Annotated in this window: 19 protein-coding genes; 2 read left to right on the forward strand and 17 right to left on the reverse strand. The window is 43.4% G+C overall.

Annotated elements, in window-relative coordinates; genetic code table 11:
• Positions 1-55 precede the first annotated feature (55 nt).
• The 4 genes from EV207_RS03095 to EV207_RS03110 all read right to left on the reverse strand — a co-directional run bounded on the left by EV207_RS03095 (position 56) and on the right by EV207_RS03110 (position 5,079).
• The gene (locus EV207_RS03095; protein WP_279389159.1) at positions 56-322 is read right to left on the reverse strand and encodes a phosphocarrier protein HPr; all 267 of its coding nucleotides are present in this window, start codon (positions 320-322) and stop codon (positions 56-58) included.
• Positions 323-369: 47 nt separating this feature from the next.
• On the reverse strand, positions 370-2,412 hold the full coding sequence (gene ptsG, locus EV207_RS03100) for a glucose-specific PTS transporter subunit IIBC (protein ID WP_132743515.1): 2,043 nt from the start codon (positions 2,410-2,412) through the stop codon (positions 370-372).
• A 315-nt stretch (positions 2,413-2,727) separates the two neighbouring features.
• Complete coding sequence (glcT, locus tag EV207_RS03105) at positions 2,728-3,573, reverse strand: glucose PTS transporter transcription antiterminator GlcT (RefSeq protein ID WP_132743517.1); 846 nt, start codon at positions 3,571-3,573, stop codon at positions 2,728-2,730.
• Between the two features lie 303 nt (positions 3,574-3,876).
• A complete protein-coding gene (locus tag EV207_RS03110) occupies positions 3,877-5,079 on the reverse strand; it encodes a DNA polymerase IV (RefSeq protein WP_132743518.1) in 1,203 nt (400 codons plus the stop codon).
• Positions 5,080-5,241: 162 nt separating this feature from the next.
• Here EV207_RS03110 and EV207_RS03115 point away from each other — a divergent pair, with 162 nt between their 5' ends.
• On the forward strand, positions 5,242-5,499 hold the full coding sequence (locus EV207_RS03115; RefSeq protein WP_132743520.1) for a DUF2651 family protein: 258 nt from the start codon (positions 5,242-5,244) through the stop codon (positions 5,497-5,499).
• A 141-nt stretch (positions 5,500-5,640) separates the two neighbouring features.
• Here EV207_RS03115 and EV207_RS03120 read toward each other — a convergent pair whose 3' ends face one another.
• The 7 genes from EV207_RS03120 to EV207_RS03150 form a co-directional block, all read right to left on the reverse strand.
• A complete protein-coding gene (locus EV207_RS03120) occupies positions 5,641-6,420 on the reverse strand; it encodes a sulfite exporter TauE/SafE family protein (RefSeq protein WP_132743522.1) in 780 nt (259 codons plus the stop codon).
• A 69-nt stretch (positions 6,421-6,489) separates the two neighbouring features.
• Positions 6,490-7,077: a class I SAM-dependent methyltransferase gene (locus tag EV207_RS03125; protein ID WP_132743524.1), complete on the reverse strand. Its 588-nt coding sequence runs from the start codon at positions 7,075-7,077 to the stop codon at positions 6,490-6,492.
• A gap of 43 nt (positions 7,078-7,120) precedes the next feature.
• Positions 7,121-7,831: a cytochrome c biogenesis CcdA family protein gene (locus EV207_RS03130; protein WP_132743526.1), complete on the reverse strand. Its 711-nt coding sequence runs from the start codon at positions 7,829-7,831 to the stop codon at positions 7,121-7,123.
• Positions 7,832-7,933: 102 nt separating this feature from the next.
• Positions 7,934-9,052 carry a M20/M25/M40 family metallo-hydrolase gene (locus EV207_RS03135; RefSeq protein ID WP_132743528.1) on the reverse strand — a complete coding sequence of 373 codons (1,119 nt, stop codon included), beginning with the start codon at positions 9,050-9,052 and terminating at the stop codon, positions 7,934-7,936.
• A 27-nt stretch (positions 9,053-9,079) separates the two neighbouring features.
• Positions 9,080-10,660, reverse strand: coding sequence for an acyl-CoA carboxylase subunit beta (locus EV207_RS03140; RefSeq protein ID WP_424511340.1), 1,581 nt, complete (start codon positions 10,658-10,660; stop codon positions 9,080-9,082).
• On the reverse strand, positions 10,629-11,462 hold the full coding sequence (gene mce / locus EV207_RS03145; protein WP_132743532.1) for a methylmalonyl-CoA epimerase: 834 nt from the start codon (positions 11,460-11,462) through the stop codon (positions 10,629-10,631). Before mce ends, EV207_RS03140 begins: the two co-directional genes overlap by 32 nt.
• Before the next feature lie 26 nt (positions 11,463-11,488).
• Positions 11,489-13,144: an acyl-CoA mutase large subunit family protein gene (locus tag EV207_RS03150; protein WP_132743534.1), complete on the reverse strand. Its 1,656-nt coding sequence runs from the start codon at positions 13,142-13,144 to the stop codon at positions 11,489-11,491.
• Between the two features lie 174 nt (positions 13,145-13,318).
• On the opposite strand from EV207_RS03150, the gene prli42 reads away from it, so the two are divergent.
• Positions 13,319-13,408: a stressosome-associated protein Prli42 gene (prli42, locus tag EV207_RS22915; protein WP_165886815.1), complete on the forward strand. Its 90-nt coding sequence runs from the start codon at positions 13,319-13,321 to the stop codon at positions 13,406-13,408.
• A 43-nt stretch (positions 13,409-13,451) separates the two neighbouring features.
• Here the strand turns inward: prli42 and EV207_RS03155 are convergent, their stop codons facing one another.
• The 6 genes from EV207_RS03155 to lpdA form a co-directional block, all read right to left on the reverse strand.
• Positions 13,452-14,003 carry a L,D-transpeptidase gene (locus EV207_RS03155; RefSeq protein ID WP_132743536.1) on the reverse strand — a complete coding sequence of 184 codons (552 nt, stop codon included), beginning with the start codon at positions 14,001-14,003 and terminating at the stop codon, positions 13,452-13,454.
• Positions 14,004-14,245: 242 nt separating this feature from the next.
• Positions 14,246-14,677, reverse strand: a complete 432-nt coding sequence (locus EV207_RS03160) for a BrxA/BrxB family bacilliredoxin (protein WP_132743537.1) — start codon at positions 14,675-14,677, stop codon at positions 14,246-14,248.
• Positions 14,678-14,998: 321 nt separating this feature from the next.
• A complete protein-coding gene (locus tag EV207_RS03165; protein ID WP_132743539.1) occupies positions 14,999-16,291 on the reverse strand; it encodes a dihydrolipoamide acetyltransferase family protein in 1,293 nt (430 codons plus the stop codon).
• Between the two features lie 18 nt (positions 16,292-16,309).
• Entirely contained in the window at positions 16,310-17,293 is a 984-nt protein-coding gene (locus EV207_RS03170; protein WP_132743541.1) for an alpha-ketoacid dehydrogenase subunit beta, read from the reverse strand.
• Between the two features lie 11 nt (positions 17,294-17,304).
• Positions 17,305-18,297, reverse strand: a complete 993-nt coding sequence (locus EV207_RS03175) for a thiamine pyrophosphate-dependent dehydrogenase E1 component subunit alpha (RefSeq protein WP_132743543.1) — start codon at positions 18,295-18,297, stop codon at positions 17,305-17,307.
• Positions 18,298-18,309: 12 nt separating this feature from the next.
• A complete protein-coding gene (gene lpdA / locus EV207_RS03180; protein WP_132743545.1) occupies positions 18,310-19,731 on the reverse strand; it encodes a dihydrolipoyl dehydrogenase in 1,422 nt (473 codons plus the stop codon).
• Positions 19,732-19,743: the final 12 nt, after the last annotated feature.

The following is a 19,743-nucleotide window of genomic DNA, read 5'->3' on the forward strand; positions in this document are numbered from 1 at the left end:
TTCCTAAACGATAAAAAAATGACCCTATAAAATAGAGTCACTTCCTAATTTATATTTATTCAGCCAATCCTTGTTCTTTAATGACTTTGTCAATCGCCTCTAGTGCACGATCAGCATCATGACCTTCTGTGATAATTTTAATCCGAGCACCTTTACCAATTCCCATGGCCATCACGCCCATAATGGATTTCATGTTTGCTTTCTGTCCATTATATTCAAGTTGTGCATCCGCTGAAAATTTCCCTGCTTCACTAACTAACGTTGTTGCCGGGCGGGCGTGGATGCCAGTTTCATCTATAATTGTATACGTCTTTTCCACCATTTTATTTAGTCTCCTTTATTTTGATACACATCAAGCATGTATTTTTTTTAAACTCGTTGAATCGTGATGATATCTTTCTCACCTTGACTGACAGGTCCTTGTTTCCTAAGTGATACAGATTCTCCATCTTTTAGATTGGTGAAAATGACCGGAGTCATTGTTGAAGGGGCATTCGCTTCAAGGTAATCAAGATCGACTTTTAATAATGTATCGCCTTGTTTGACCTTATCTCCCTCCTTAACCATTGCTTTAAACCCTTCCCCGTTCAATTTCACGGTATCAATACCCACATGAACAAGAATTTCTCTACCATTATCAGTTAGGATTCCAATAGCATGCTTCGTAGGAAAGACATTGATAATTTTCCCATCAACAGGTGATCCAATCAGACCGTCTTCCGGCCTAACAGCAAAGCCATCCCCCATCATTTTCTCTGAGAAAACTTGGTCAGGTACTTCCGATAGTGGGACAAGTTCCCCTTTTGCCGGTGCTGCTATATTATCTAATGATGCATTGACCTCGACCGCAGGAGCAGCTTCATCAATAGCCGGACTCTTATCAATAATAGGGGTTTTGCCAGACATAATATCTTGAATTTGGCCTTTCAAATTTTCAGATCTTGGCCCAAAAATTGCCTGTACGTTATTACCGACTTCCAAAACGCCCGACGCCCCTAATTGTTTCAATTTTTCTTTTTCCACGTTTTGAACATCATTCACTTGAACGCGAAGGCGTGTAATACACGCATCTAAATCTTTAATGTTTGCAGCTCCGCCAAGTGCATCAAGGATTTTGCCAGGTAGTTCACCTGCTGCTGTGCTTCTTTTTGTATTGCTATTCGAACCATCAACCTCGCGACCTGGTGTTTTAAGATTGAACTTCCTAATCGCCAAACGGAACCCAAAGTAGTAAATAACAGCGAGTACAAGACCAACAGGAATAACGAGCCACCACGATGTTTTATTCGGGAGCACACCGAAAAGTAAGAAGTCAATCGCACCACCGGAGAACGTCATACCGATTTTGACATTCAATAACTGCATGGTCATAAAGGAAAGGCCCGCAAAAATACAGTGGATACCAAAAAGAACCGGTGCTACGAATAAGAACGAGAACTCAATTGGTTCGGTAATACCTGTAAGAAAAGATGTTAGCGCCGCTGACCCCATGATACCGGCAACATATTTCTTATGTTCTGGACGGGCTTCGTGGTAAATCGCTAGTGCAGCAGCGGGGAGACCAAACATCATAAACGGGAATTTACCTGTCATGAATGTTCCAGCTGTTAGGTGCTTCACGTTATCTTTAATTTGTGCAAAGAAAATCGCTTGGTCACCGTGAACAATTTGTCCGGCGGCATCCTTGTAACTACCAAATTCAAACCAGAATGGTGAATACCAAATATGGTGCAGACCGAATGGAATCAGCGCCCGCTCTACAACACCAAAGATGAATGCAGCAAGCGTTGGGTTTTTGTTAAGCATAAAGTTAGAGAATGCATCGAGCCCATCCTGAATTGGCGGCCATACAAAAATAAGAATGATACCTAAAATAATTGCTGAAAAGGCAGTGACAATCGGAACGAAACGTTTTCCTGCAAAGAAGCCAAGAAATTGCGGTAACTCAATTTTAAAGAATTTGTCGTACAGAAGAGCGGCGACAATACCCATGATGATACCTCCGAAAACACCTGTCTGTAACGTGGGAATTCCTAATACCTCAGCGTAGGCCGGATTGTTAGCTGCCATTTCCGGTGTAACATGAACGAGCGTACCCATCGTCACATTTAACATCAGATAACCAACAATCGCAGCGAGACCAGCCACACCGTCTCCACCCGCAAGACCAATTGCAACACCAACAGCAAAAAGCAATGCTAGATTGTCAAAAACAATGCCTCCTGCATTTTCCATAACAGTTGCAAGCAATTGGAACCAATCGGCTTTCATAGCCGGAATCAAATCTAATACTTTGTCTTGTTTAAATGCAGTACCAAAAGCCATTAATATACCTGCGGCAGGTAGAATAGCAACCGGTAGCATTAACGCCCTACCAACTTTTTGTAACGTACCAAAAATAGCTTTGAACATGTTGTTGCCCCTTTCTTTTATATTTTTTGTGGTAATTGATAGCAAACATATTATTTGAAAAGTACTTTACTTTATAAGACCGAGCACTGAGGCATTTGGGATTGCCATGAAAACAAACAAAAAGGCATGAGTTAAATGAACAGAAAAACAAACCCTGCGAATTAGATTTTCCCCGCTGGGCTTCTCCTTAGCTAATAAAAGACCAACGCTAAAAAGCGTTTTCTTTTGAATAGACCTAAGGAGATCGTTTGTTCTGTTAACATTTTTACTCATGCCTGAAACCAATCAGTAACACGTAAAATGAAAACTGAATTATTATTTAATTTTGTTTGTAAACCTTTGCAAATGTAAAGTAAGGTAAACAGACTCAGCATTATCAATGCATACTTTCAATGTTTGCTGCATCACTTTAATGATTTTCCAAGACAGATTATAGCACACCGGATAATGACTTTTCAATACACCTACTAAATTTTCCGGTTCCTCTACATGTTCACCGGATTTAGCTCGTTCAATCGTGTATCTTAAATGTCTGACCAAACGAAGGTAATTAATGCTTTTCCGATCAATTGTTACTTCTAATGTTTCTTCAATCATACTGCTTAGAAGATTTATAAGCTGTGAATATTTGTTAATATCGGAAATCTGGTTCTGCGACATTGCACTTTGAATATGAAGAGCAATGAAACCGACTTCGCCCTCAGGAAAGTGGATACCGGTTTCCCTATTAATTATCCTGATTACATCTTCAGCCAAACGATATTCCTTTGGATAAAGGGCCTGTGTTTCAATCAAAAAAGGATTTGAAATCCCCATACCTTGGTTCATTCGTTTAATCGCAAAAGCAATATGATCAGTTAAAGCAACATGTATATGCTCATTCAATGCTTGTCTGGTGTGATGCTCAATATATTGAATAACCTCATTAATCACAGCAATCAAATTTTCACTTACATACGGTATAAGCTGTTTGTATTGTTCCTGCTCTTTTTTACTTTCGAGGATAAACATCTTTTCAACGGAATCCATATGGATATCCGCCCCAGCTTTTTTATTAAAACCGATACCTTTCCCAATTAAAACCACTTCTTCATTGGACGCATCAAGGGCAATCAGAACGTTGTTATTTAAGGCTTTTACAACCTGGAATGACTTGTCCATCGTGTCATCCTTTCTACTTTCGGTACGCCTAAGAAATTATCCTTGATCATGAGTAACATGTCAATTAGTATGGTTTGAATTTTCGGCATAAAAATTTTTTATACTTTAAGAATGTTTAAGTTCGCTAAAGCGAAAAAGCGGAATAAAGTATAAGTGCAACTAAGGCTTTCGCCATTAAAGCTTGGCGATAAGCCAAGTTTTCTTTATTTCTTTGTAATTATATACACTTGTGCCTTCTAATCGGCCTTAACTAGCAATGATTGATTCAAATCCACACCAGAATCGTCTGTTTCTTATTTTATTTTAAGGCTCCTCTTTTTTATATAAAGAAGCACTCCGCAGCGTTCCCTCACCGTATCGATGATCCATCTCGCTTATAAGATCCATTAACGGTTCCTTTTTTACATCGGCTTGATAGGAAAAGAGATCAAGCTGTTTTGTCGCTTTATACAGCTCTTCTAGCGCTGTGACAGTTATGCCAAGCAGCCGGACCGGTCTGCCGTCCCAATGGCGGTCAAACAAGTGGCCGGCGATATGCGATATATCATCCTTTGATTGGATTGGCTGCTTAACTGTTTGGTTCCGGGTTATATTTTGCCAATCATTGTAACGGATCATAAGACTAGTCTGGTAGGCGGTGACTTTTTCCTGCTTCAGCTTATCTGCTATTTTCTCTGCCAAAATTGACAATACTTTTCTGACAACGGTATCAGATGTTGTGTCTTCCGGCAGTGTCGTCGATTGGCTGATGCTTTTATAGGTATTTTCGGCTTCAGGATCCACGGGTCTGTGGTCAATGCCATTAGCGCGTTTATATAGCCGCTCGCCGTACACGCCAAACTTTTCAACGAGAGCGGCGGCATTATTTTGGGCGAGGTCTCCGATCGTTTGGACACCGATATGTTTTAATTTCGCTTCTGTTTTTGGTCCTACCCCATACATCTCCCCTATAGGCAAAGGCCACAGCACTTTTGCTATCTCCCGCTTTCGGAGTACGGTGATGCCCATCGGCTTCTTCATGTCAGATGCCATTTTGGCCAAAAATTTATTTGGGGCAATGCCGATGCTTGAAGGCAAATGCAAAGCATCAAGTACTTTTCTTTGGATATTTTTCGCCAGCTGTAAGGGATGGATCCCATTTAATGCGGCGGTGACATCCATATAACCTTCATCAATTGATACTTTTTCAACAGTGTCCGTATAGCTTCTCAACAATTCGAAAAGCTGTTTGGAAGTGCTTCGGTAAAGGGGGAAATCGGGTGTCTTTATGATCAATTCAGGACAGTGGCGCCTTGCCTCCCAAACCGGCATCGTCGTTTTGACACCTTGCGCTCTTGCCTCATAGCTGCTTGTCACCACAATGCCGCGGCGGTCTTCAACCTTGCCGGCAATGGCCAAAGCCTTGCCTTTTAACCCGGGATCCTTGGCGATTTCCACCGAAGCATAGAAGCTGTTCATATCGATATGAAAAATAACCCTTGGGCCTTGAGATTGATCGGCACCCATACACTCCCCTCCCTTCACTTCTTATGATGATTAATTATACCACAATATAGAAACGTGTGTTCTGAATAAATCCTTTGAAAGCGTCTTCATTTCCTATTGTTGTTTTTAAGTTTTACTGATATCTTTATAGTAGGATATTTTGCCTTGCGGGGAGGTGTTGTCATGAACGATTATTTTAATATGTTTACCTTACTATTTATCATCTATCCCATTGGCAGCTTAGTGCTCGGTGTCATAGGCTACTTGATTTTCAAACGATTTTACATCGGACCTTTATTTGTATTATTACTGTTTCTGATTCTAACGTACACCGTTTATAATGAATCCTTCTTAATTTGGGCTATTTTTTATGCACTCCTAGCCTTTATTTCAAGCCTTTTTACCAGAGGGCTAACCCGCCTATTCTTCCGTTTGGATTAAGCTTTACACAAAATAACATGCATTTAGTCCGCAAATAGGTGTCATTTTGCGGACTTTTACTTTTTCCATAAGAAGGAATTAATTATTCAAGGAGCGAAGATTATAGACTGAGAGAGAAAAGCTTCGTTCTTAAAATTGAACTTATCCTTGCAAAAGACTCATCCATACCTTTATGGCGGTAATCATAATCAAAGCAGCCAAAACAAATTGAAGAACTTTCGTATTGATTTTCTTGCCGGCGGCAGCACCTAAGGGTGAAGCAATGACACTTGCTACAACTAATACGGCCGCCGGGATAAAAAGGATCTGATGAGTCACAAGTTTCCCGATTGCTGAACCGACTGATGAGAGGAACGTTATCGCCAAAGAAGTTGCGATCGTGACCCGGGTAGGGAGCTTGAGCACCGTCAGCATAATCGGCACGAGTAGAAAAGCGCCGCCTGCCCCGACAATACCAGCTGCAATACCGACGATAAAAGCTAGACTAGAAGCAAGCAATTTATTAAAGTCGCAGCTTGCTTGGTCCTCATCAATGCCCTTCTTTGGCAGAAGTATGAGGATCGCTGCAATGACAGCCAATATGCCATACACAAGATTAATGTGTTCACCCGACAATAGATCCGATCCGTAGCCGCCGATTAAACTTCCGGCAAGGACACTTGCCCCCATATAAATAATGAGATTTTTATTTAGATAACCACCATTTCGATAGGCAAACACGCCGCTAAGTGTCGCAAAAAAGACTTGTACAGCGACAATACCTGAGACGTGATGAGGTGAGAGCAGCGCTGTTCCCAAAAGCGGCGGAATATAAAGAATCATAGGGTAGTTAATGATTGCACCGCCGACACCAACCATGCCGGATACAAAAGATCCGATAAACCCTAAGATAAATAATATGATGAGAAAAGTGATACTCATGATCTTTTCCCCTTTCTTTACTCAAAAAGGGAGGGTACGAAAGTGAATCGCACCCTCATGACCCTTATGTTAATTTTGATTTGCCACATTCGTCACAATCAAAGCATAGACCGCATCATTGATCATCCGTGGCTTTACAGCAAAGCCCTCTTTAGCGAACAATGTTTCCATTTTATCGGAAGGTATCCTTTTGCCAATAGGCGGGCCGCTTTCAGAAGGTACCGCCTCCCAGTCCAATATGACGATCGTTCCGCCGGGCTTTGTCACCCGCCTCATCTCACTCATCACGGCATGAAGGTCAGGAACCTCGTGCATAACGAAAGAGGAGAAAAGCTTGTCAACGGAATGGGTTCCAAGAGTTGTATCACCAAGCTCTGCCGTAACAAAAGTGATTGTGTCAACATCTTTTTCTTCGGCATGTGCTTTTAGGAGATCATGCATTTTGGGTTCAATATCAACCGCATAGACAGTTGATTGCGTGATCTTAGCCATGGGAACCGTAAAAAAGCCGTTACCTGAACCAAAGTCAGCTGCGATATCGCCTTTCTTTAGGTCAAGCAGCGCTAAAATATTATCCGGGGGCAACTCTTTCAGCCGTTTTGAACTTAATAATTTATCCGCATGCTCGGGATTAAAGCGATCACCATAGTCTGGCATGTCTTAACCACTCCTTCATTCGAATTTATTTTATATCCCCATTCTAAAACCCGGTAAAACCGCCAAATACACGGCTAACCAAAAATGATGTCATTTTTGACATCCAGTCAAAATATAAAAAGACACCCATAAAAATCATCACATAACCGCCGATTTTGGTCACCTGGCTGCCGTATTTCTTAATCCAATTTAACTTGCCGATAAAGAATGAAAGAATCACGAACGGCACAACAAATCCGAGTATGTAAGCCACCATATACCATAAAGCAGCGCTTGGATTCGTGGAACCTAATGCTAGAACAGCCCCCAGGATCGGCCCGGAACACGGCGTCCAGCCTGCCGCAAATCCCATACCAATCAGAATCGAGCCAATGTAACCGCTAGGACGCTCACGAAAAGCAATCTTTCTATCTTTCATTAAAAAAGCGGGTCTGAACAAACCGATAATAATGAGGCCAAAAAAAATAATAAGGATTGCCCCGATCCGGCGAATGACATCATTGTACTGGGAAAATAACATACCAATTAATGAAGCCGATAAAGCTAACGCAAGAAAAATAATTGAAAATCCGATTAAGAAGAATAGTGTGTGGAGCCAGGCCCGTTTTTGCAGCATACCGTTATTCTCCCTTAGCTCATCTACCGACACCCCGGTTATGTAGGACAAAAAACCCGGGTACAATGGCAATGAACACGGCGAGAGGAATGAGAGGATACCGGCGCCAAAGGCAAGAAACAGATTTAAATCCGCCAAATTGAACCCTCCTGCAAAACTCTTTTAATATGTATATGATTGTTATGCATATTCTATTAAATCCCCCGCACTATTGCAGGTGCGGAGGGATTTTCATACCTTTTAGCCTTTCACTACTTCTTTAATGACAGAAATGATCATCTCGCTTGTTTTGCCAAGCTCTGTGATTGACATTTTTTCCTGCTTCGTATGGATGTCTTCGTAACCAACAGCCAAGTTGACGGTTGGAATATCGAAACCTGCGATAACGTTGGCATCACTGCCGCCGCCGCTATGCAAAAGCTTTGGCTCCCGGCCGATGGCTTTTGCCGCTTTTTTGGCGACTTCAACGACATGGTCACCTTCACCGAACTTAAAGCCGGGATACATAACAATCACTTCAACCTCTGCACGGCCGCCCATTTCCTCAGCAGTGTTCTCAAAGGCTTGCTTCATTTTATCAACTTGGTCTTCCATTTTTTCTTTTACTAAAGAACGTGCCTCAGCAATAATTTCAACATAATCGCAAACAATATTCGTTTGTTTGCCGCCTTCGAAGCGGCCGATGTTTGCCGTTGTTTCCTTATCTATTCTTCCTAAAGGCATTTTGGAAATTGACTTTGCTGCTAATGTGATCGCCGAAACGCCTTTTTCAGGTGCCACACCGGCATGAGCCGTCTTGCCGAAAATCTTCACAATAAGCTTTGCCTGGGTCGGCGCAGCCGTGATAATATCACCGACAGGTCCATCACTGTCCAGCGCATAACCGAATTTAGCCTTTAACAGATTGTCATCTAAGGCCTTCGCACCAACAAGCCCGGATTCTTCCCCGACGGTAATGATGAATTGGATCGTACCATGCGGTATATCCTTTTCTTTCAACACCTTGATCGCCTCGAACATAGCGGCAAGGCCGGCCTTATCATCAGCACCAAGAATCGTTGACCCATCCGAGACGATATAGTCACCCTGGATGGATGGCTTAATGTTCTTTCCTGGTACAACGGTATCCATATGTGATGTAAAATAAATGGTGTCCGCTTCAGCCCGGCCTTCAAGTGTGCAAATAAGGTTATTTGCGCCGTGGCCGGTTTTTTCTCTGGCTTGATCTTCTTCAACCTTAACGCCCAACGCTTGAAATTTCTCTTTTAATACTTTAGATATGGCTTCTTCATGACCTGTTTCAGAGTCAATTTGAACCAATTCCATAAATTCATTCACTAGTCGTTCTTGATTAATCATGCGCACATCACCTTTCATTATGTCATATTAAAGTGGAATATTGCCATGCTTTTTGGCCGGACGGTCTTCATGCTTTCTTGACAGCATATCCAACCCTTGAATCAGTTTCACCCGTGTTTCTCTTGGATCGATGACATCATCAACCATGCCATGAGAAGCGGCTACAAATGGGTTAGCCAATTTTTGACGGTATTCTTCGATTTTTTCAGCCCGCGTTTTTTCTGGATCATCACTTTGGGCGATCTCTTTTGCAAAAATTATGTTAGCCGCACCTTCAGGGCCCATAACGGCAATTTCAGCATTAGGCCATGCGTAGACGAGATCCGCCCCAATCGATTTACTGTTCAATGCTACATAAGCTCCGCCATAAGCTTTTCGTAAAATCACAGTTATTTTGGGCACAGTCGCTTCAGAATAGGCGTAGAGAATTTTTGCCCCGTGGCGAATAATACCGCCGTGCTCCTGTTTGATGCCCGGGAAAAAACCTGTCACATCTTCAAATGTAATAAGCGGGATATTAAAGGAATCACAGAACCGGATAAAACGGGAGATCTTATCAGACGCATCAATATCCAAGCCGCCGGCCATCGTTTTTGGCTGATTACAAATCAAACCTACTGGCTGACCCTTTATTCTGGCGAAACCGACGACGGCATTTTTGGCAAATGCCTTTTGAATTTCCATGAAAGAATCGTCATCGACAACCTCATCTATTACACTTCGCACATCATAAGATCGCATTGGATCAAAAGGTATAGTTTCGGTTAATTCGGAACGGTAATCAACATCCTTTACATTTTCTGCAATAGGGGCTTTTTCCTTGTTATTTGCCGGCAAATAACTAAGCAATTTCCTTACCATCATGAGCGCCTCTTCTTCGTCAGCTGCTGAAAAATGGGCATTCCCGCTCAAGCGGTTATGTACAGACGCGCCGCCGAGATCATCGGATGAAATTTTTTCACCTGTTACGGTCTCAATTACTTTGGGACCTGTAATAAACATTTGGCTCGTCTCTTCTACCATTATAACAAAGTCGGTAATCGCCGGTGAATAGACCGCACCGCCGGCACATGGGCCCATAATGACGGATATTTGCGGAATGACGCCCGAGTAGATCGCATTGCGGTAAAAGACGTGTCCGTAGCCGTCCAATGACACGACGCCTTCCTGGATCCGCGCACCGCCTGAATCATTTAATCCGATAAAAGGCACACCGTTCTTAGCTGCCAAATCCATGACATGGGCAATTTTTTGCCCGTGCATTTCACCTAGGGCACCGCCGTATACGGTAAAGTCTTGAGCAAAAAGATAAATGGGACGTCCTTCTATCTTACCATATCCCGTGACAACACCCTCACCGGGCGCTTCGTCAGAAAACCCCAGACTTTGAGCCCTATGCTCAACAAAAGAATTGAGCTCCACAAAGGAATCCTTATCAAGCAGGAGGTCAATCCGCTCCCTTGCGGTTAACTTGCCCTTTTGATGCTGCTTCTCTATCCGTTCATCACCGCCGCCAAGTTCAACTTTCCTCCGTTTATCGTAAAGTTCATTGATTTTTTCATAGATGTCCAAGATGTTACCCCCTTGTCTGTTTTTCACACAACTCATACAGGACACCGTGTGCTGCTTTTGGATGCAGAAAGGCCACATCCGCCCCCTCAGCTCCAGTTCTTGCCTTTGTATCAATCATGCGAACATCCTTTTCCTGGAGCTGTTTAATACGGCTATTAATGTCTTCTACACCGAGTGCAATATGATGGATGCCCTCCCCGCGTTTTTCGATAAATGAGGCAACGGCACTTTCTTCACTCATTGGTTCCAGTAATTCGAGGCGGCAATTCCCCGTATTGAAAAAGGCTACTTTAACTTTTTGAGACACGACCTCTTCAACACCTTCAAACGTCAAATTCAGTGTATCTTTATAAAAGCTAAGAGCTTCATCAATTGATTTAACTGCAATGCCGATATGGTCAATTTGGTTCACTGCAAACGGCTGATCCAATGAGATCCCATCACGTTCATACACTGCCCGTTCAATAAATTTCGCCGTTTCAATGGTCGGTGTTCCAGGTGTAAAGATTTTTTGTATCCCTTCAGATTCCAAAAAAGGAATATCCTCAGCGGGTATAACACCGCCTCCGATCACAATAATGTCTTCAGCTTTTTGCTCCTTTAGCAGTTGAATAATGTCCGGGAACAATTCATTATGCGCTCCAGATAGACAGGACAGTCCAATGGCATCAACATCCTCCTGAACGGCCGCCGCTACAATTTGCGCGGGTGTTTGGCGCAATCCTGTATAAATCACTTCCATCCCATAATCGCGGAGTGCCTGGGATATAATCAGAGCACCGCGGTCGTGCCCGTCAAGCCCCGGTTTGGCTACAAGCACACGGATTTGCTTTTTCATGACTGTTCACCTCTTCTGTCCAAATATTACGCTCCTGTATACTCACCAAATATCCCTCTTAACACACCGCAAATTTCCCCGATTGTACAGTGATCTTTGACACAATCAATAATATAAGGCATAAGGTTTTCGCTGCCCCCAGCCGCATATTTCAAATCTGCCAAGCGAGCGTTCGCTCGATTTTGGTCGCGGCGATCTTTGATTTGTGTCAGTTTTTCAATCTGTTTGCGGGAGAGCTCTTTGTCCAGACGGTGGAGCTTAGGCTGCGGTTCATCATCAAGCTTAAAAGCATTCATGCCAACGACAATGTCTTCTTGTTTTTCAATGGCCTTCTGTGTTTCATATGCGGCACGCTGGATTTCTTCCTGCATATAACCTTGCTCTACGGCTTGGACAGCGCCGCCCATATCTTCAATTTCCTCAAAATAGCTGTATACTTCCTCTTCTATTTTATCAGTTAATCCTTCAACATAATAGGAGCCGCCCAAAGGGTCAACCGTATCGGTTACACCGCTTTCATGAGCAAGGATTTGCTGAGTTCGGAGAGCAATTCTGGCCGATTCTTCCGTAGGCAAGGCCAAGGCCTCGTCACGGCTGTTCGTATGGAGGCTTTGTGTTCCCCCGAGGACAGCTGACAGTGCCTGAACCGTAACTCTGACTATATTGTTATCCGGCTGCTGTGCGGTTAGGGTCGATCCGCCCGTTTGTGTATGGAACCGCAACTGCCAACTCTTTGGGTTTTTGGCATGGTACACATTTTTCATTAAGTGGGACCAAATCCTTCTGGCTGCACGAAATTTGGCAACCTCTTCAAAAAATTGGTTGTGAGCATTAAAGAAGAAGGCAAGCCTCGGGGCAAATTTATCAATATCCATGCCAGCTTCAAGTGCTGCATCAACATAAGCTTTCCCATTAGCTAATGTAAAGGCAAGCTCTTGGGCCGCTGTCGACCCCGCCTCACGAATATGGTAACCGGATATACTAATGGTGTTCCACTTCGGCACATGTTCCGCGCAATAGGAAAAGATATCTGTGATCAGGCGCATGGATGGCTTTGGCGGAAAAATATAAGTTCCTCTTGCAATATATTCTTTTAAAATATCATTTTGTATCGTCCCGGATATTTTTTCTTTCGGGACACCTTGTTTTTCGGCAGCAACAATATACATTGCCAGCAAAACCGATGCCGGTGCGTTAATTGTCATTGACGTGCTTACTTTATCTAAAGGGATTTGGTCAAATAAAATTTCCATATCTTCTAATGAGTCAATCGCAACACCAACTTTACCGACCTCTCCTTTTGCCATGGCATCATCGGAATCGTAGCCGATTTGCGTCGGCAAATCAAAGGCAACGGATAGTCCAGTCTGGCCTTGCTCAAGCAAATATCTAAAACGCTTATTCGTCTCCTCAGCGGAACCAAAACCAGCGTATTGTCTCATGGTCCAGTGTCTCGCGCGGTACATTGTCGGCTGAATGCCTCTGGTATAGGGATATTCACCGGGAAAACCAAGGTTCTCCTGGTAAGTGTCTGCCGCAGTTCCAGGAAGATAAAGCCGCTCAATTGGAATGCCTGAGCTTGTATGAAACAACTCTCTTCTTTCGGGGAATCTTTCCATAAGCTGCTTTGTTTTTTCAAGCCATTGTTCATATTCTTTTTGAAATGTTGACTGCGATGTCATGATGAGAGGCCCCTTTCTGCTTTCATTAAAGCGTTTTCATTCATAAAGGTAATACTTCGTCTCTTGGCCGTCAAATTCCTGCAAAATTTGCATTTTAGCCACAGAACTTGTCTTAAAACTATTTTCCATATAAAATGATGGGGAAGAATTGTTAAACATTCAGGAGGGAAAACTGTGCCAAAGAAGACGATCAAGGTTGTTGTCTATATTATGATCGCAGCACTAGTTATAACAACATTATCAAGCATAATGACGATGTTTTAAAAAAGGATAGAAAAAACGGCTAAAGGCATGCTTTAGCCGTTTATTAATGCTCCGGAATCAATAAGTGGCTATGCCCATCCAAAGCATTGTATTGTCTGCCAAGAGTCTGAAATGATTGATCACTGTCAACGATTAGAATTTTGGTGCCGGCTGGTACAAGATCAAAGAGCCTTTGGATAGCCTCTTCCTGCATTCTAATGCAGCCCGCAGAAACATCCTTCCCAATAGAATCGGGATTGTTATTGCCATGGACACCATATATTCGACCGTTCGTTCCACGCGCATCGAAGCCGATCCACCGGCTGCCAAGCGGATTATCAGGATCGCCTCCGGGTATGTTTTTCTTGCGATAGTAAGGCTCTTTTGCTTTTACAATAACAGTAAATAATCCTTCAGGGGTTAATTCTTTGGTTTTTCCGGTTGCTACAGGCACCTTCATGACAATGTCATTATCATTTATAAAGACAAGTTCATGTCTCGCTTTATTAACGATGATAAATGGGCTGCCCGGAACAGGGTTTTCCCCCAAGGGCCATACAGGTGACAGCCACATAAGCAGCGCGGTAAAACTCAAAGTAATTTTTGATAAAAGCATATTGTCATCCATCCTTAAACTTTTTCTTAGTTTGTTTAAGGGAAATGAAATTCATTCTGTTTACATAATGTTTTTATGGGTATCTATAGTGACAATGAAAAACGCCTAGTTGGCTGTTTTTAACAATGTCCCGCGAGCACCATCATCATCCATCCGACCCAGGAAAACGCCATATATTATACAATATGGTGCGCCCCTTAGTTCCTCAATAAAAAAAATCCCTCAATAAAGAGGGATAGCCATTATGAGCAATGCTCATCGAAGAGCTTTTCAATTTTTGTTGCGACTTCCATTGGTTCAAATCCTTCGATTTCGTGGCGCTCAACCATCTTTACGATCTTGCCGTCATTAAGTAAAGCGAAGGATGGTGAGGATGGCGGATAGCCTGTAAAGTATTCGCGCGCTCGCTCGGTTGCATCTTTATCTTGACCGGCAAATACGGTTACGAGCTGGTCTGGCTTAGAGTAGCAGTTAGCTGCATACGCTGCCGCAGGCCTAGCGACTCCGCCGGCACAGCCGCAAACGGAATTAATCATAACGAAGGTTGTCCCTTCTTTTTTCATAACATCATCCACCTCTTCAGGTGTTCTTAATTCTTTATAACCAGCCGTTGTTATTTCCTTTCTTGCTGTTTGTACGACATCATTCATAAAAATATCGAAATCCATACCCATTCATATCACTCCTATAGCATTCTTTACTTATATTTTAACGTGCATCAAGCCTGTTGCCAACCAAATGGTCTTTTTTTGGATTGGGATGTTTGATTTTTTATCAAGCGGGTATTAATATAGTGCAGCCAACACCTCCATTTTCCTTAAACCCCCTTTAAGCAAGCCGACCAACCGGCTTGCTTTTTTTTGCTTTAAAGAAAACTCGCCGATTGGCGAGCCTTTGGCGAAGACAGAGACGTAGTTGCACTTATGTGCGTCAGAAAGTTATACTTTCTGATTAACTGAAAAAGGGGCTGAAAATTGATCAGCCCCTTCACGCTATTAATAAATCGATGTATTTTCCGGTGTGATCTTTTCAAGCTTATCCTTCACGCTTGCCAAGAAGCGTCCGACAATCAGGCCGTCCAGGACACGATGGTCAAGGGACATACAGAGATTGACCATATCTCTGACCGCAATCATGCCGTTATTCATAACAACCGGACGCTTCACGATCGATTCAACAGAAAGGATCGCAGCTTGCGGATAGTTAATGATCGGCTGTGATTGGATGGAGCCAAACGACCCTGTATTGTTAACAGTGAATGTTCCGCCCTGCATATCGTCACCTGATAAGCGATTTTCCCGTACCTTCTTAGCTAGATCATTGACACTTTTGCCAAGGCCCTTGATGCTTTTTTCATCAGCATTTTTAATCACTGGAACATATAGAGCATCGTCGGTAGCGACGGCAATCGATATATTGATATCTTTCTTTTCAATGATTTTATCGCCAGCCCACATTGAATTAATGCGGGGGAATTCCTTTAATGCCTCTACGGTTGCTTTAATGAAGAATGGCAAGAAAGTCAAGCTGTAGCCTTCTTTAGATTTAAAGTCGTTTTTCACTGAGTTGCGGTAGTTAACAAGGTTAGTGACATCGACTTCTACCATTGTCCATGCATGAGGTGCTTCGTGTTTGCTGCGGACCATATTAGTCGCAATCGCACGGCGGACACCGCTTACAGGGATTTCAACATCCCCAGGAACGACAGGGATAGAAGCTGATTGCGGCGCCGCTTTCTTTTCTTCGGCCGCTGCTGCTGTCTTAGGTGCTTCTTGGGCAGACTTTTTCTCAGCCCTAGGTTCCGCTTTTGGCACATTGCCTGATTCAATGATTATCATAATATCTTTCCGTGTGATCCGGCCGCCTTTACCGCTGCCATTCACCTGATCTAAATCAATATCATTCTCTTGTGCCAATTTTAGAACTGCTGGAGAATAACGCTTTTTCATCGGTGCATCGCTGGCCTCTGCAGTTAGACCATCAGTCTCTACAGTTTTTTCCTCTGCTTTTTCAGCAGAGCTTTCATCTTCTTCCGCTCCGTCGGCTGCTTCGGACTCAATATAGCCGATTAAATCTCCGACTTCTAATGTATCGCCTTCAGAAGCAGTCAATTCTTTAATTTTCCCTGTAAAGGAGGATGGAACTTCGGCGTTAACTTTATCCGTTGTCACTTCTGCGATTGGATCGTATTTTTGAACAACATCTCCAACTTCCACCAGCCATTTGCTGATTGTCCCCTCTGTGACACTTTCGCCAAGCTGGGGCATCGTGATTTTTTCTGTTGCCATTACCTTGACCTCCTGCCGTTAAAATTCCGCAAGTTCGCGAATTGCATGTTCAATTTTTTCGGGATTAATCATGAAAAATTTCTCCATTGGCGGCGAATATGGCATTGCAGGAATATCTGGACCCGCTAGACGCCTAATTGGCGCATCCAAGTCAAAGAGGCAATTTTCGGCAATGATTGCTGATACCTCACCAATGATGCTGCCTTCTTTATTATCTTCCGTTACTAAGAGAACTTTCCCTGTCTTAGATGCTGCTTCAATGATTGCCTTTTGATCAAGAGGGTATACTGTACGTAAATCGAGAATATGAGTTGATATCCCCTCACGCTCAAGCTTCTCGGCAGCCTGCAGTGCAAAATGGACAGCAAGGCCATAAGTAATAACGGTCACATCATCACCGTCACGCTTTGTATCTGCTTTTCCAATTGGCAATGTATAATCATCTTCAGGAACTTCTCCCTTAATGAGACGATAAGCCCTTTTGTGTTCTAAAAAGAGGACCGGGTCATTATCACGAATAGAAGCCTTAAGCAAGCCTTTAACATCATAAGGTGTAGAAGGCATGACAACCTTTAGTCCCGGAACGTTTGAAAAGATAGCTTCTATTGATTGCGAATGGTAAAGCGCCCCATGAACACCGCCGCCATAAGGGGCGCGAATCGTCATTGGCACGGACCAGTCGTTGTTAGAACGATAGCGGATTTTTGCCGCTTCGGAGATAATCTGGTTGACTGCCGGCAAAATGAAATCGGCAAATTGCATTTCGACAACGGGACGCATACCATACAAGGCCGCACCGATGCCGACACCTGCGATAGCGGATTCCGTCAGCGGTGTATCTATTACTCTGTGTTCCCCATATTCTTCGATCAGACCGGCTGTCGCACGGAACACACCACCGCGTACCCCGACATCTTCACCAAGAACAAACACATTCTCATCACGAGCCATTTCTTCCTTTAGTGCTAAAGTAACCGCATCAATATATGACATAACTGCCATGGTATCCCCTCCTATTCCTCATAGACGTATTTGAGTGCTGATTCCGGCTCCGCATATGGCGCACTTTCAGCATAGTCTGTCGCTTCGTTGATAATATCGGCAATTTTTTTATTTAACTCTTTTTCTTTTTCATCGTCCAAGAGACCAACTTCTTTAAGATAAGCCGCGAAGGTCAACACACCGTCTTTTTTCTTGGCTTCTTCTACTTCCTCCCTAGACCGGTAAGCACGGTCATCGTCGTCACTTGAATGCGGTGTTAACCGATAAGAGACTGTTTCGATCAGTGATGGCCCTTCGCCTTTTCTTCCTCTTTCAACGGCTTCATTAACCGCTTCAAATACAGCTAGAGGATCGTTTCCATCAACGGTTTTTCCAAACATGCCATAGCCGATAGCCCTGTCAGAAACCTTTTCACATGCTAACTGTTTTGAAACCGGGACCGAGATTGCATACTTGTTATTTTCACACATAAAAATGACAGGAAGCTTGTGAACCCCAGCAAAGTTCGCCGATTCGTGGAAGTCTCCCTGATTTGAAGAACCTTCTCCAAATGTCGTTAAGCAGGTGATGTTATCACCTTTCATTCGTCCGGCAAGCGCAGCACCTACAGCGTGTGCAACCTGGGTTGTAACTGGAGATGACTGAGTCATGATCCGATTTTTCTTTTGTCCAAAGTGTCCAGGCATTTGTCTGCCTCCAGAATTTGGATCTTCAGCTTTTGCAAATCCCGATAGCATCAGGTCTTTTGCTGTCATTCCGAAAGCAAGCACCATTCCCATGTCACGGTAATATGGTGCGATATAATCCTTGTCTCGATCTAGTGCAAAGGCAGCACCGACTTGTGCGGCTTCCTGGCCTTGACAAGAGATAACAAACGGGATTTTCCCGGCGCGATTTAACAGCCACATGCGCTCATCGATTTTTCTTGCGAGCAGCATCGTTTCATACATTTCAAGGACCGCTTCATCAGACAAACCTAATTTTTGGTGACGATTCTTTGCCATTGTTATACCTCCCTATGAATGAATTGCTTTGCCGTCAACGGCCAATGCCGCTTCACCCATTATTTCTGATAATGTTGGATGCGGATGGATTGTTTCAGCGATTTCCCAAGGTGTTGCGTCGAGGACACGAGCAAGTGCCGCCTCTGAAATCAAATCAGTCACATGCGGGCCAACCATATGAACACCTAAGATATCATCAGTATTTTTATCTGCGATGACTTTGACAAAACCGTGTGGCTCACCAAAGACGTGTGCCTTTCCGATTGCTTTAAATGAAAACTTGCCTACTTTCACATCATGACCCGCTTCTATCGCTTGATCTTCAGTCAATCCAACAGCTGATGCTTCCGGCCGTGTGTATATGCAACGCGGAACCATGGAATAATCGATCGGCTGAACGTGATGACCTGCTAGATGTTCAACGGCCGTGATCCCTTCATGAGATGCTACATGGGCCAACTGCAGGCCGCCTATACAATCACCGATTGCATATATGTGTGATTCTTCTGTTTGGAAATACTCATTAGTTAAGATAAGGCCTTTTTCAGACTTAATAGCTGTATTTTGCAAGCCAATGTCTTCAGTGTTTGGCGTCCGACCGACTGATACAAGAACTTTATCTGCTTTATAGGCAACTTCCTTGCCATTTAATTCAGCCTTAATGGTGACATTGCTGCCTTTTTCAAGTGTTTCGGGCATAACCTTTGCCTTAGTGACGACTTTAACACCTTTTTTCTTTAACTGGCGTTCCATTTCCTTTGAGATGTCTTTATCTTCAGTCGGAACAATGCGATCAGCATATTCGAGGACTGTGACCTGCACCCCGAAGTCGGCAAACATTGAAGCCCATTCCACACCAATTACACCGCCGCCAACAATGATCATTGATACAGGTAACTCTGTTAGATTAACGGCTTCATCCGATGTAATGACAAGCTCCCCGTCAATGTCTAAACCAGGCAGCGTGCGCGGTTTTGAACCTGTTGAAATAATGACATTCTGAGGAATAAGGATTTCATTTTCATCGCCATTACTAAATTCTACTGAAATTGCGCCTGGCATTGGGGAAAATATTGATGGGCCAAGAATCCGCCCGTAGCCCTCAAAAACATCAATTTTTCCTTTTTTCATTAAACCTTTTACACCGTTATGGAGCTGGTCAATGATACCCGCTTTTCTTTCGTGGACTTTTGCGTAATCAAGTGTGACGTCCGCTGCACGAACACCATATTGTTCCCCTTCTTTGGCTGTTGCAAAGACTTCAGCACTTCTAAGCAGTGCTTTACTTGGTATACATCCTCTATGTAGACATGTCCCCCCAAGTTCCCGTGATTCAACAACAGCTGTCTTCAATCCAAGCTGGCTAGCGCGAATAGCTGCAACATAGCCGCCAGTTCCACCGCCTAATATGACCAGATCATAATTTTCCGACATGTGGTGAGCACA

The sequence above is a fragment of the Scopulibacillus darangshiensis genome (assembly GCF_004341035.1).
GTDB classification, from domain to species: Bacteria; Bacillota; Bacilli; order Bacillales; family Sporolactobacillaceae; genus Scopulibacillus; species Scopulibacillus darangshiensis.

Excerpts from the sequence above, each read along its gene's own strand:
- EV207_RS03135 (WP_132743528.1), bottom strand. The coding sequence starts at position 9,052 with ATGATTAATCAAGAACGACTAGTGAATGAATTTATGGAATTGGTTCAA.
- EV207_RS03110 (WP_132743518.1), bottom strand. The coding sequence starts at position 5,079 with ATGGGTGCCGATCAATCTCAAGGCCCAAGGGTTATTTTTCATATCGAT.
- EV207_RS03160 (WP_132743537.1), bottom strand. The coding sequence starts at position 14,677 with ATGGGTATGGATTTCGATATTTTTATGAATGATGTCGTACAAACAGCA.
- ptsG (WP_132743515.1), bottom strand. The coding sequence starts at position 2,412 with ATGTTCAAAGCTATTTTTGGTACGTTACAAAAAGTTGGTAGGGCGTTA.
- EV207_RS03140 (WP_424511340.1), bottom strand. The coding sequence starts at position 10,660 with ATGAGTTGTGTGAAAAACAGACAAGGGGGTAACATCTTGGACATCTAT.
- EV207_RS03125 (WP_132743524.1), bottom strand. The coding sequence starts at position 7,077 with ATGCCAGACTATGGTGATCGCTTTAATCCCGAGCATGCGGATAAATTA.
- EV207_RS03155 (WP_132743536.1), bottom strand. The coding sequence starts at position 14,003 with ATGCTTTTATCAAAAATTACTTTGAGTTTTACCGCGCTGCTTATGTGG.
- EV207_RS03170 (WP_132743541.1), bottom strand. The coding sequence starts at position 17,293 with ATGGCAGTTATGTCATATATTGATGCGGTTACTTTAGCACTAAAGGAA.
- EV207_RS03115 (WP_132743520.1), top strand. The coding sequence starts at position 5,242 with ATGAACGATTATTTTAATATGTTTACCTTACTATTTATCATCTATCCC.
- lpdA (WP_132743545.1), bottom strand. The coding sequence starts at position 19,731 with ATGTCGGAAAATTATGATCTGGTCATATTAGGCGGTGGAACTGGCGGC.
- EV207_RS03120 (WP_132743522.1), bottom strand. The coding sequence starts at position 6,420 with ATGAGTATCACTTTTCTCATCATATTATTTATCTTAGGGTTTATCGGA.
- EV207_RS03095 (WP_279389159.1), bottom strand. The coding sequence starts at position 322 with ATGGTGGAAAAGACGTATACAATTATAGATGAAACTGGCATCCACGCC.
- glcT (WP_132743517.1), bottom strand. The coding sequence starts at position 3,573 with ATGGACAAGTCATTCCAGGTTGTAAAAGCCTTAAATAACAACGTTCTG.
- EV207_RS03150 (WP_132743534.1), bottom strand. The coding sequence starts at position 13,144 with ATGACATCGCAGTCAACATTTCAAAAAGAATATGAACAATGGCTTGAA.
- mce (WP_132743532.1), bottom strand. The coding sequence starts at position 11,462 with ATGAAAAAGCAAATCCGTGTGCTTGTAGCCAAACCGGGGCTTGACGGG.
- EV207_RS03165 (WP_132743539.1), bottom strand. The coding sequence starts at position 16,291 with ATGGCAACAGAAAAAATCACGATGCCCCAGCTTGGCGAAAGTGTCACA.
- EV207_RS03175 (WP_132743543.1), bottom strand. The coding sequence starts at position 18,297 with ATGGCAAAGAATCGTCACCAAAAATTAGGTTTGTCTGATGAAGCGGTC.